Below are 12,548 nucleotides of genomic sequence, written 5' to 3'. Positions count from 1 at the left end.
ATGCGAGAGAAAAAACGTTACGCGACAGCCGCTATTGTTGAAGAAGTAGGGGTAAGTATCCAACGCCTGTTATGGGAGATGCTCGATGACCGTATCGAGCAAGGTCATGCCTTGGATTACCTGCAAGTGTTTGAATTAAGCGTTATTTTCATTAATGGACAAGCCATACAGCGTGTGTGCAACAGGCAAGAGCAGCCCTGCCTGCAAGTCGAACTCGTTACCCCTCAGATCGAGTCTCCTATCCAGACTACAATATGGATCATTGATGATGGAGACTGCTACATGATGCTATACCCATATGAATACTAGGACGGTGAGTATATGTTTTGCTTGATCATGCGAATTGTGCTGTTGGTAGTGAAGATCATTATTCAGGTGGTATGCAAAGAGAAAGTAGCAACCTATAAACCTGCAACAGTGTAACAAGCTGTAGCTGCCCTTCTGTGAAATACAGGAGGGTAGCGCTTAGCCGAAAGGAGAATGCACCTTGATTACTCATACACACAGCCCAAACCAAAGATATGCTCTCATGCTGGATATCCTCTCTGACATGATTTTGAACCATGCAAGCAAACTTGTACCAAAAGACAAAGTCGTAGAGAATCCGCAACCAGACTGGAGTTTCTTTCTCCAGAAGCTAGATCAAGAGGCAGACGATGAAATGAACCGAGAGCTAACGGCTCAATTGCTTGGTACTCACGACTACGAGGAGGTTGCCTGATGGAGATGATACTGCCCAATCAACCAGACCGTGTTGCCCTCTACGTCAGGGTAAGTACAGAAGAGCAAGCAGAGCATGGATATAGCATCGAGGCTCAATTGGAGTTATTGCGTCAATATTGCCAGCTTCATCGAAAAATGGTCTACAAAGAGTACATTGACGCGGGGGTATCCGGTAAGTCGGTTCAAGGCAGAAAAGAGATGCAGTCACTTCTAAGCGATGTCAAAGCTGGGTGTTTTACGGAAGTAATTGTTTGGAAAGTCAACCGCCTTGCCCGTAATGCTGTGGATTTACTGGCCATTGTGGAGGCTCTTCACTCAAACGGGGGCACGTTGCATTCCCTCAGCGAGAGCTTTGACAGCCGGACACCTATTGGATCTTTTATTTCGCATATGCTTGGCGCGACAGCGGAATTAGAGCGAAATACCATTATCGAAAATACAAAGCTGGGGATGCTGCAAAGGGCGAAAGATGGCTTTTACTGCAATTCGCAAATACTGGGGTATGAGATTGTTCCAGAGGGAACAGGTCAGACACGCTTTTCTGTTCAGCAGAAGGAGGCAAGCATTGTTCGCTACTTGTTCCAACTTTATGACGAAGGAAAAGGGTTAAAGGCCATTGTAAATCAGGTGAATCGTGAAGGGTACACCACGAAAAGAGGAAAACCATTTTCCGTTTCAACAGTACGGTCCATCCTCCGAAATCCTGTCTACATTGGCAAGGTGCGATATTCCTCACTGGAGGGGCAGGTTGTTACTAGTGACGGTCTGCATGAGGCAATCATACCTCTTGAGCTGTGGGAACGCGTTCAAGATAAGTATTCTGGTTCAATAAAGAAGCGCGAAAAGGCTGTCCAGCGGGATTATCCACTTACGGGTATATTAAAGTGTCCTGCATGCGGCGGCAGCATGGTTGCTAAGCACATCAAAAAACGGATGGGAAATCGATTCAAATATTATCATTACTACAGCTGTAATCGGTACACCAATAAAGGCAGTAGTGTATGTAAACCAAACAACATTCGGGCTGATGTCATTGAACAAGTAGTTTTGCAAAGGATCGGAGAGTTTCTCTCAAATCCTGTACTGATCCGCGACATTGTTGAGAATACGAACCGCAAACAGGAACAAATGATAGCCCCATTACGACTTGAACTGGAAAAAGCAGAAAAAGAGTTGCAGCAAGTGAAGTTGCGTCGTCAAAAATATCTTGTCCTGTTTGAAGAAGACGATCTGGAAAAAAGCGAGTTGATCATTCGTTTACGGGAACTGAAAGAGCAGCTACAAGTGCTTTCGGGTCAACAACATGAGCTCTTCCAACAAATCCGTGAAAAAGAGAGCAAGCTCCTGCCCGTAAATACTATTCAGGATGTACTGAACCAACTGAAAGTCCACTTGTTGGCATCGGATCAGACCGAAACGACTACACTGTTACGTTCTTTGGTCGATAAAATCACCATCAACATTCGACGGGAAATGGAGAGTGTCACACTTCATATCGGGGATGCATTACGAAAGCAACTGGAGCAGCCAGCTTAGAAGGGAGATTATAGCATGATTGAAAAAAATGTTCGTGTCGCCATTTATGCTCGCGTAAGTACGGAAGAACAGGCGGAACATGGCTATAGTATAGATGCACAGATCGAAACACTCCGAAATTATTGCATGCTGAACAACAAGATCATATACAAGGAATACGTAGACCGCGGTGTTTCCGGTAAGTCAATTGAGGGTCGCTTTGAATTGCAGCGGCTGCTCAAAGATGTGGAAGACGGACATATTGATGAAATTGTCGTATGGAAAATAAACCGGCTTGCGCGTAAAATGATAGACCTCTTGAAAATGGTCGATCACTTTAGCAAACATAAGGCAGTCTTTCGCAGCTTCACCGAGAATTTTGAAACAGAAACAGCGATGGGCAAGTTTGCCTTGCAAATGCTGGGGGCTGTCGGCGAGCTGGAACGGAATACAATTGTCGAGAACGTAAAAATGGGCATGAAGCAACGGGCAAGAACGGGCAGCCATAATGGAGGTGTAGCCCTGGGTTACCGAAGCGTGTCCAAAGGGGACAAACGAAGCCGAGACACAAGTTTGGAGATCGTGCCAGAAGAAGCGACTTTGGTTCGCAGGATATTTGACTTGTACGCTTCTGGCAAAGGTCTCCGAGCCATCGCCAATCAACTTAACCACGATGGATATAAAACCAAAAAAGGAAATCCATTCAGTACGACCGCGATCAAGGAGATTGTGACCAACCCACTCTATACGGGGATTATCCGATACAACCGTTTCGAGAACTGGAATGAACATAGGCGGAAGGGCAAAAGTGACAATACTATTATTGCGGAAGGCAACCATGAAGCCATTATCCCGCGAGAGCTGTGGGAGAAGGTTCAGATTCTGCATGCGGAGAAATCCAAGGTCAATCCTCGTGTATTTGATGGCCAATACCTTCTAACCGGTCTTATTCGGTGCCCAGAGTGTGGAGCACCAATGGTAGCGAATCGCACTAAGAACAAGTTGAAGAATGGAACGGTGATCATACGCAGGTACTATTCATGCAGCAACTTCCGAAACAAAGGGACGGCTGTATGCCATGCGAACAGTGTAGGAGCGGACTATGCAGAGCAATACGTGTTGGATCGTATCCGTTACGTGATTTCCAACCCGCAATTTCTGCAAAATCTTGTTGACGCCATTAACAATCGAAAAACGAACTCGATAGTACCGCTTCAAAAAGAGAAATGCAGTATCGAGGCAAGCCTCGCCGCAATTGAGGACAAGCGAAAGAAATACTTTGCCTTATATGAAGAAGATGCAATCGACCGCGAGATGTTTGTGACCCGCTTGGATCAGCTCACGACTGAGACGGAAATGCTGCATCGTCGTCAATCAGAAATCGAATACGAGTTGGGAACAGACAGTGCCGAGCCAATTTCTGCGGATTATATTTTGCAGATATTGAAGCAATTTGACGCCCTTGTGGAGCTAGCGACCCTTGAACAGAAAAAGACCTTGCTCCGGCAGATGATTAACGAGATTCATATCAATGAGAAACGAGAGATAATGTCGATTGAACTGGCTTTTGATGAACAAATGCAGACGCTTTTTTTAAAGGTAGACCCTTCCGCACGCAAAGCGGAAGGGTCGTTATTTTTGTCGAAACAGCAAGCTGCGTTTACATCAAAGCCAAAACGGTTCACCCTTGTACTATAAGTGTTAGGAGGTGAGAACAGGTGGAATGTACTTCTTCATTTGGGCGGACAAGAGCGTTTTTTCAATCCTAGTGTGCAACAAATTACCTCGCAGTCTACTCTCCGTTTGGTGAATCGCTTCAATGGCCTCACGAATGATTTCAGCCTGACAATCCTGATTTTGCGCATAAATGAAATCGACCAATAGAGTAATGACCTCCTCGCATGTTTGAATGCTTCGTATCAGTTGATCTTCTTCGGATACTGTTTGCTCATATTTTTGCACTAAGTCCTGCATAGCAAGCTCTCCTTTTTGTGGTTTGGAACGTATGTTGTTCTAAGCTTGAATTCACAGTGGCTCGCAGAGTCCTACCTAGTCGGCTTCAAAAATGAAAAATCCTCCTTCTGATCATGCTCAGGAAGGAGGATTTACTTTGTATGGCGGTCATTCCATTGAAACACGGTTTGGATCAAGTGGAGTGCCATTGCTTGATCTTCTTCTGATCGTTGAGACAGCAGCTCGATAATCGAGGAAAGACCGGTTTGTCGAACCTTTGGGTCAATGGATTGAAACAGCTCTTCAAGTGAGGTACCAAGTCCCAACGTTACTTTGTAAAGTGTCTCGATGGTTAGATTCTTTTCGCCGCGCTCAATCTGTCCAATGTAATTGGTGTGTAAGCCAGCTTGTTCAGCCAAGTAATCCTGACTCCACCCTTTTTGCTTACGCAGAAAGCGCAACCGTTCGCCCAGCTTTTGCAAGAGATCGTCCATTCTTGTACCACCTCTTACTCAGCTTAAAGCAGAGATTCCAGCATTTTAACACACGGAAGATGTTATTTGACCGGATCATAACATTCATAGATAATAATTAGTAAGATTTTACTATCTATAGTGTTACTTTTTAAAATAAAGAACTACTATGTATTGCTTGACTCAACGTAACAAAACCAAAAGAGGGGATTGTCAATAATGTGGGACCTGCTGGCTAACACAGGCTTTTTCGGTTTTATCCTTTGTGCAATTGGAACCATTATTTTCGCGATTAAGCGAAATCGGTTATGGAAGAAGTGTCTGGCTTGGGTAGGAGTATCGTTTGTGTTGTTTGTGATTGGTGTACTCAACTTTCCGCCCGATCCAGACAAAGTAAAACAAGAGTTAGCAGCATCTCAGCTTGCTTTTAATCAGGGGCAGTCAGCCTTAGAAGCCAAAAGGTATGAGGAAGCTCTAGCTGCTTTTCAACAGGTAGTCGAGGAAGACACTAAAAACTATCATGCAGCACAGTCGAAGATCAAGGAGCTTTCGCATCAGGTAGTACAAACCAAACTGGAACGAGCGATCGTGCTGTACGAACAAGAAAATTACAAAGAAGCGAGAAGTCTGCTTGAGCAGGTGGTTGAAATAGACCCAAACATTGCACAAGCACAATTGTATTACGGGCTAGTAAATTTGTATCCTTTTGTAGCAAGCATGAGTGGATATGAACAAGTCAATCAGGCTATTGGGTCTTCTACAATTCTATCCTATGGTGATCTTGTTTCACGGGAGGAATCCATTGGGAAGAATGAAGCCCTGCATAAGCAGGCAAGAGAATACATTGAGGTCATGCAGGATGCAGTAGATTCAAGCAAAAAGAACGTTACAAAGGCAACCGAAATTGATCCGACCTATAAAGAAGCACTTCAAACAACTGAGGTATTACAAACCCTAGAGCAATTATTGGCCAAGATGGATCAGTACCATAAAACATACATCCAAATCGCAGATAAATACCAATCCATTCTGACAGTGGAGAAGAAATGGAAAAAGACCTGGGATTCAGGTGATTTTGAAAAGCTAGACGAGATTGACCCGGACATTAGGCAGGAATATCAGGAGTTACAACAAGACATTGAGAGCATGAAGGCAGAAGCAGCCACATTTTCCGAGGAGATTTCCGCACTGCAAAAGCAAGGACAAGACAAGATGAAAGAATTGAAAACGCTGTTCCCTAAACTTTGATAAAGCGGGAACCTTGCACTGTGTGCAAAGCAACTTTCGTCTAAACAGTCTGGACCGAAAAAACATCAGGAGGAGAAGAATAAACAATGAAGAAAATCATATTTTTCGTGATTGTTGTACTTTTGCTAACCGGATGCAGTTCCGCCAAGTATAAAGAGAATATGGAAGCGGGAAAAAAAGCAATCAATGAAGGAAACTACGATCAAGCGGTCACTGCGCTTACTGTTGCATTGCAAGAAGAGCCAAAAGATGAGGAAGCAAAAAAGTTGTTCGATGAAGCCACAAAAATTGTTGAAGCAAGAAATCATGCGAAAGAGCAATTTGATAGTGCCAACAAAGCCTTTGTCGATGGCAATTACAAGGATTCAATTGCGACGCTTTCATCATTGACTAATCAACAGCCAAAAGATAACGAGACGAAAAAGATAGTGGAAGAAGCAAAGGAGCTTCTCACTCAAGCACAGGCCCTTGAAAAAGAGCTACAGCCAATTCAGGAAGGATTGGATAAAGGAAGACAGCTAGTAAAAGAGGAAAAATACGACGAAGCAGTTGTGGGATTAATGAAGATCACAGACTTAAAGCCTCAAACCGAAAAAGGGAAAAAGATGCTGCAAGAAGCGCAACAGCTTCTGGACCAGGCTATCAATGAGTCATATGAAAAGAACAGTCCGGTTATCAGTCCAAAGGATTCGATAAGGAGTAACCTCAAAATTCTTGACCTAAAAGCAGAAAAGAAAAACGGTGCATTTGACATCGGATATAAGATAAAAAATGATTCCCAAGCTCGGGTTAAATCGATTCGACTAAAGGTAACTCTATTAGATGTTGATAATAACCCTGTGACTTCAACTGAGGGCTTTGTTAACGATATACCGGTTGGCGAATATAAAGATGGCGGTACTTATATTGAAAATGATGACATGAGTGTGGCAAGTGTTAATGTGGAGATTATTGATTTGGATATAGCTCAATAAAAATAACCGAGGTTTATATGATCCAGACGCACTTTTGTTTGGATCATTTTTGTTTTGCGCTAACAATTATAAAGGAGAGAAGAGTTTTGAAAGAAGCACAGGAGTTAATTATCGAGCGGATTAAGGCTGAATTTGAGCAGAATAAATTGAAACCGGACAGTAATGAATTTGATACAAATGTCTGGGTCATCGCTGTTGCAATCATTCCCTTCGAAGAAAGTATTGAAAACTCAGCATTCCTTCCATATACCATTAAGGGAGCGGAGTATTACGATGAGAAAAACGACGTTCCGGCAAGAGAATATTATTTGTCCGAGGGAACTCCGACACACATCGTCAGAGTTCTTCTTGGTATGAGTACACTGGCTGACATTTCGTCATATGTTGATGGAACAGACATATATCTGGTTGTTGATGTCGAAAAACAAACTGCTGATTTTATATGGGAAGAAGTTTGGGTCGAAGGAGCGCCGAAGTTTCATGGAGGTACTATCCCACATGCACTGGCATGGGTAAAACAGATGAAGGAACCATTGTTTATACAGTACGAAGATCACCTTATAATATAAAGGGATTATCGCTTAGAGAAATTGTACAAAATCCTTTATTAACTCTTACTGTTGAAAAAAGGTGGTTAGGTATGAACGAACATTCAAAAGTATTGGAGTATGTTGATGAATTTAAGTTTTTAAGTGGCTCTTACTTCAGCTATTTGCAAGATATAAAAGACAGGTACAAGCTTGATGAGTTGGACGCAAGGTTAACTACATTTGCCAAGTGCTGTAATGTATTCAGCAATACATTTCTATCTCTTCAACATTTTGAATATAATTTAAAAAGAGACTCTTGGTATATGGAGTTTAACAATATAAGGATTAAGGAAGGAGATAAGCTACACTATGCCAAGGAATACTTTATGTTCACAAAGTTATCATGTCAGCTAATATACTTCTCATCAATTGAAAGTGGACTACGTAACATATTAAGAGCATTAGATCCTAAGGCCTGTAATAAAGGTAATGCGGAATTTGAGAGTGTTTATTTAGCTCTCTTAATTCGATTAAATTTACGAGAGTATAAACCCGTCCTTGATTTACTAAGATGTACAAGGAACACTATCCATAACAATGGAGTATATTTTAATCCCAATAAAGAGGGGGAAGAGATTCTTTTCAAGGGAAATACATACAATTTTAAAAATGGAGAACCAATAAAATATGTTACCTTTGATTTTCTAATCGGTTGTTTTACTGAAGTAGGTCATATGCTTTACAAAATGTGCAAAAAAGGAAGGCTGTCTTCCGTACCTTTCATACTTGATCCATATAAAGACTATTCAGTAGACGATATAAAAGACATCCATTAATAAAATCTTTTAAAAAATAAAAAGCATCCAACCGGATGCTTTTTAGCGTAGAAACCACATCATTAAGACCACTAACAAAAACTCAAGGGTTTTTGGTGAAATCTCAAATTTCATGGATTTTCTACCTCCTCACTAGTATTAGTGGACCAACGTCCTTCGCTGGATAAAATCCTAGCGAATAGGAAAGGTTTCACAACTAATGAGGACAAATTAAGTATAAGCGTTCGGAATTGTACTTTCAATATGCACAAAAAAACCAGGGAACTTAATAAATTTCTCATTATACATTAGCTCCTTAGTGCTGACAAAGCGCAATGTTCTGCTTATTTGGCATTATTTCAAGGGTAACGGGAAGTAAGGAGGAAGAAAAAGAAGGTGCTCTGATTGACAAAAATTTCTTGTTGGACTAAAATAAGAACATAGGTTCCTTTGAATATTTCGAAAAGGGGTCCGTATATGTTCTATATCCAGGACGGTAATTTTAGTCAATCCCTAACAACTCATGAGGCAATACTAACTGTTGCAACAGGTTCAAACAACACAATGAATTATGGCGCAGGAGTGTTTGCCTTTGCTACTTCTGGTGGTGCTTCTCTAGTATTTGAGGACCGAGTTCTAAGGAATTTTTTGTCTATTTGTAATTTTACTCTAATTGTTGGTATAGATGATATTACTAATACTAACACTTTGAGGAAGTTGTGTGAATTAAGGGACGTTTATCAGCCTAAGTTAGAGGTTAAAGTATTTTGTCATAATGATTTAAATTCAATTTTTCACCCGAAATTTGTTTGGTTTAAAATTGATGGAGAAATTAGGCTTATAACAGGTTCGGGTAATTTAACTGAAAGAGGCCTAAGACGTAATAGAGAAGCATTTACTATCAGTCGCTATACAGATGAAGCAATAAGTGACTTTGAAGATTATTGGAATTTATGGATTAGAGAAAATGAAGAGAATCTATACGATTTAGATGATGAAAGAGTAACTAGAAGAGCAGCTCAAAATGCAGTAAGATTTGGAGCGGCTCGTAGACGGGAAGTTGAACCAGAAGATGAAGAAATTAATATTTCTGGTGCGATTACAAATGAGTCTGCAACGGAAGGTATAAATCAAGAAGCTGAGGTACAGGTTGAACAGCCAGAAGCGACCCAGGAAATTTTAGAGGTTGAAGATTATGGAGCTTGGACTATAGAGAATAATTTTGAAGTTCTTGTAGCAGAGATCCCAAATAGCGGTAATAGGTGGAAACAGGCGAATTTTAATGTGGATGTATTTGAGGGGTTTTTTGGCGGAATTGCAGGAGTAAATGAAGAACGGCGAATATTGTTAAGACATGTAGATGCCACCGGTAATTTAGAAGAACTAGAAGTTAGACAAACAGTGTCGGTAAGAAGTCAAAACTACAGAGTTGAGTTGAACGCTGCTGCCGGTTTAGAATATCCTAATGGTGATGAAAGACCCATTGGGGTTTTCATTAAAGTATCAACACGCACATTTATTTATTCACTTGTGATGCCTGATGATCTAAATTATAATGAAGTTCTAGGATATCTAAATAATTCTCAGCCAAGAGTAGGTAATAGGATGAGACGTTATTTGACAAATGTTGAAGAACTCAGGAGAAATTGTCCGAACTTGGGTTTTTGGTTAATTTAATATATTGGGGAATGGTAAAAAATGGTATTTAATTTAAATAAACAATTAGCTCTTTTTGAGGAAGAAGTCGCATTTAGACCAATTCACTATTTAGGTAGTAAATTAAGAATTCTGGAAACCATTTCGGATATCATTGATGACATAGACCCTACTTTTGGTAGGGTCTATGATATTTTTTCGGGGTCAGGCACAGTTTCTTACTATTTAGGAAAAAGAAGGCCTGTCACATCGGTTGATATTCAAGAATACTCAAGGGTTCTAACAAATGCTGTTTTACAGCCTTTTTGTGAGAAAGAGCTAATAGAAATTAAAAGTAAGTTATCGTATTTTAAGGTAACGACTTTACAGGAATGTATAGAACCATTAGTTAAATATGAAGAATGGGCTCTTGATAAGGCTAATAAAAATGAGGTTTATGAAATTTGTGAGTTAGTCGAATATGGTGCACTTTTACCATTTTTAAATAAAGAGAGAGAAAATGTGTCTGATGATTTGAAAGCAGTTATACAAAAAACTGTGGATAATCTTAATGAAATGGGTTTAATGGATTCAGTCGATTCTATCACGACACGGTACTTTGGAGGGACATATTTTTCATTCCAACAAGCTAGTGAGTTAGATAATTTATTAAATATGGCTAGTACATTTGAAGGAAGACTAAAAGATATTGTAATTGCCGCGACTTTAAGTACTGCCAGTGAAATTGTTAATACCGTTGGCAAACAATTCGCTCAACCACTTAAAGCTATCGATTCAAAAGGTAACCCTAAAAAGTCATTAGTTTCAAAAATAAATAAAGATAGAAGTATTGATGTGTATCAAAAATTTGAGGAAGAGATTAATAAGTATTTATCATTAGAAAAGGGGAATTTTAATCATATATCGCTCCGTTGTGATTACTCTGATGCCTTGGATAATTTAACAAATGATACAAAGGTAGTTTATGCTGATCCACCGTACACACGATATCACTATAGCAGATACTACCACGTTTTGGAAACCATGTGTTTAAGAGATAACCCTGAGATTACTAAGGTTCAATTTAATGGGGAATTAAGAATGAGTAGAGGTTTATACAGAACTGATCGTCACCAATCTCCATTTTCAATTAAAACAATGGCTAGAAAAGCTTTTAAAACCTTATTCAGTAAGGTCAGTGAGAGAAATGTTAGCTTAATTCTTTCATATTCGCCTTATGATACTGAAAAAGAAAGTACACCGCGAGTTCAGACTGTTAGTGAACTACTAGAAATGGCTAGTCAATATTTTAAGAGAGTGGAATTATTTTCAATTGAGGGTTTTGTCCATTCTAAGTTAAACGCTGTGGATAAAAATTTTGAGATACCTACTGGCGCAGAAATTCTGGTAATTTGTACAGAACCAACCGGAGGGGGCAAGTAATGAAATATAGAAAAACATTAAGCTATGGAATGGGAAGTGTCACAAATAAAATTATTAAAGGAGATAATATAGAAGTTTTAAACTATCTTATGGACTCCTATAGAGGTAAGGTAGATTGTATATATATTGATCCACCGTATAACAATGATGAAGAATATGTACACTACGATGATTCGGATGGATTTGATGCGTGGATAGAAAAACTGTGTAATATACTTCCACTTCTTTTTGAATTTTTGAGTGATAAGGGAAGTCTGTGGATATCAATAGACGATGGAGAAGTACATTATCTAAAAGTTGCTGCGGATAAAATTTTCGGAAGAAAGAACTTTGTTCACACAATTATATGGGAACATAGAACTTCTCGAGAAAACCGTAGAGCATTTTCTAATAATCATGAATATATACTAGTGTACGCTAAAAATCCAAATGAGTTTAAGAAAAGTAGAAACTTATTGATCGCAGACAAAGCGTTATTAACAAGATTTAAGAATCCTGACAATGACCCTAGAGGTGATTGGCAATCAATTACTGCTCATGTTCAATCTGGGCATGCAGTTGCATCACAATTTTATACTATTATTGCCCCAAATGGAAAAAGGCATGATCCACCCCTGGGAAGATGTTGGGTTTATAATGAACAACGTATGTTAGATGAAATTAAACATAACAACATTTGGTTTGGGAAAGATGGTAACGGAGTTCCACGAATAAAAAAGTTTCTTAGTGAAAGTAAAAAAGGGTTAACGCCTGAAACAATTTGGCGTGCCGAAGAGGTAGGCACAACAAATCAAGCCAAGAAACATTTGAAAAAATTATTTAAGGACCAAACAGTTTTTGATACTCCTAAGCCTGAAGCACTGATTAGGCGAATTATAGAGATTAGTACCAACGAAGGTGATTTAGTGTTAGATGCTTACTTAGGTTCCGGTACTACGGCAGTTGTTGCACAACAATTAAACAGACGTTATATAGGTATAGAAGTGGGGGAGCATTTATTAAATATTGTGCTTCCAAGGTTAAATAAAAGCATAGATGATTTACGTTCAGAGGGAACTGAAATAAACAATTTAGGATACGAACTCTGGTCGGAAGATAGAACCGAGTAAATAACAATATCGCTTTTAACATATGTTAAGCCTTAGTATCAACTGATGGTACTAAGGCTTTAGTTTCTTTAGTATTGATGAGTAATTAAAAAACTGTACTGCGTAATTTGGAACGAAGTTTAGGGTTTGA

Annotated in this window: 13 protein-coding genes; 11 read left to right on the top strand and 2 right to left on the bottom strand. The window is 39.7% G+C overall.

Annotated elements, in window-relative coordinates:
* From FB479_RS25460 to FB479_RS25445, 4 genes are all read left to right on the top strand, one after another.
* Positions 1-309 (top strand): DUF960 family protein, encoded by a 309-nt coding sequence (locus FB479_RS25460; protein WP_142067170.1) that lies wholly within the window; start codon positions 1-3, stop codon positions 307-309.
* A 178-nt stretch (positions 310-487) separates the two neighbouring features.
* Positions 488-721 (top strand): hypothetical protein, encoded by a 234-nt coding sequence (locus FB479_RS25455; protein ID WP_142067169.1) that lies wholly within the window; start codon positions 488-490, stop codon positions 719-721.
* A complete protein-coding gene (locus FB479_RS25450) occupies positions 721-2,259 on the top strand; it encodes a recombinase family protein (RefSeq protein ID WP_142067168.1) in 1,539 nt (512 codons plus the stop codon). The genes FB479_RS25455 and FB479_RS25450 overlap by 1 nt, the downstream gene beginning before the upstream one ends.
* A 15-nt stretch (positions 2,260-2,274) precedes the next feature.
* Positions 2,275-3,936: a recombinase family protein gene (locus FB479_RS25445; protein ID WP_142067167.1), complete on the top strand. Its 1,662-nt coding sequence runs from the start codon at positions 2,275-2,277 to the stop codon at positions 3,934-3,936.
* A gap of 3 nt (positions 3,937-3,939) precedes the next feature.
* Here the strand turns inward: FB479_RS25445 and FB479_RS25440 are convergent, their stop codons facing one another.
* Both FB479_RS25440 and FB479_RS25435 read right to left on the bottom strand, forming a co-directional pair.
* Positions 3,940-4,212, bottom strand: a complete 273-nt coding sequence (locus FB479_RS25440) for a hypothetical protein (RefSeq protein ID WP_142067166.1) — start codon at positions 4,210-4,212, stop codon at positions 3,940-3,942.
* Between the two features lie 131 nt (positions 4,213-4,343).
* Positions 4,344-4,685 (bottom strand): helix-turn-helix domain-containing protein, encoded by a 342-nt coding sequence (locus FB479_RS25435; RefSeq protein WP_106657646.1) that lies wholly within the window; start codon positions 4,683-4,685, stop codon positions 4,344-4,346.
* 198 nt (positions 4,686-4,883) lie between these two features.
* Here FB479_RS25435 and FB479_RS25430 point away from each other — a divergent pair, with 198 nt between their 5' ends.
* The 7 genes from FB479_RS25430 (at position 4,884) to FB479_RS25400 (ending at position 12,418) form a co-directional block, all read left to right on the top strand.
* Positions 4,884-5,912, top strand: coding sequence for a tetratricopeptide repeat protein (locus FB479_RS25430; RefSeq protein ID WP_142067165.1), 1,029 nt, complete (start codon positions 4,884-4,886; stop codon positions 5,910-5,912).
* 86 nt (positions 5,913-5,998) lie between these two features.
* The gene (locus FB479_RS25425) at positions 5,999-6,886 is read left to right on the top strand and encodes a hypothetical protein (RefSeq protein WP_142067164.1); all 888 of its coding nucleotides are present in this window, start codon (positions 5,999-6,001) and stop codon (positions 6,884-6,886) included.
* Between the two features lie 86 nt (positions 6,887-6,972).
* Positions 6,973-7,455 carry a hypothetical protein gene (locus FB479_RS25420; protein WP_142067163.1) on the top strand — a complete coding sequence of 161 codons (483 nt, stop codon included), beginning with the start codon at positions 6,973-6,975 and terminating at the stop codon, positions 7,453-7,455.
* A gap of 71 nt (positions 7,456-7,526) precedes the next feature.
* Complete coding sequence (locus tag FB479_RS25415; protein WP_142067162.1) at positions 7,527-8,252, top strand: hypothetical protein; 726 nt, start codon at positions 7,527-7,529, stop codon at positions 8,250-8,252.
* Between the two features lie 456 nt (positions 8,253-8,708).
* Positions 8,709-9,908, top strand: a complete 1,200-nt coding sequence (locus FB479_RS25410) for a phospholipase D family protein (protein ID WP_142067161.1) — start codon at positions 8,709-8,711, stop codon at positions 9,906-9,908.
* A gap of 21 nt (positions 9,909-9,929) precedes the next feature.
* Entirely contained in the window at positions 9,930-11,309 is a 1,380-nt protein-coding gene (locus tag FB479_RS25405) for a DNA adenine methylase (protein WP_142067160.1), read from the top strand.
* Positions 11,309-12,418: a site-specific DNA-methyltransferase gene (locus FB479_RS25400; protein WP_221629587.1), complete on the top strand. Its 1,110-nt coding sequence runs from the start codon at positions 11,309-11,311 to the stop codon at positions 12,416-12,418. The genes FB479_RS25405 and FB479_RS25400 overlap by 1 nt, the downstream gene beginning before the upstream one ends.
* Positions 12,419-12,548 lie beyond the last annotated feature (130 nt).

Origin of the sequence: Brevibacillus sp. AG162 (assembly GCF_006715575.1) — a bacterium.
Taxonomy (GTDB): Bacteria; Bacillota; Bacilli; order Brevibacillales; family Brevibacillaceae; genus Brevibacillus; species Brevibacillus brevis.
The sequence above is the reverse complement of the archived record's forward strand: the minus strand, read 5'-3'. Positions and strand labels throughout refer to the sequence as shown.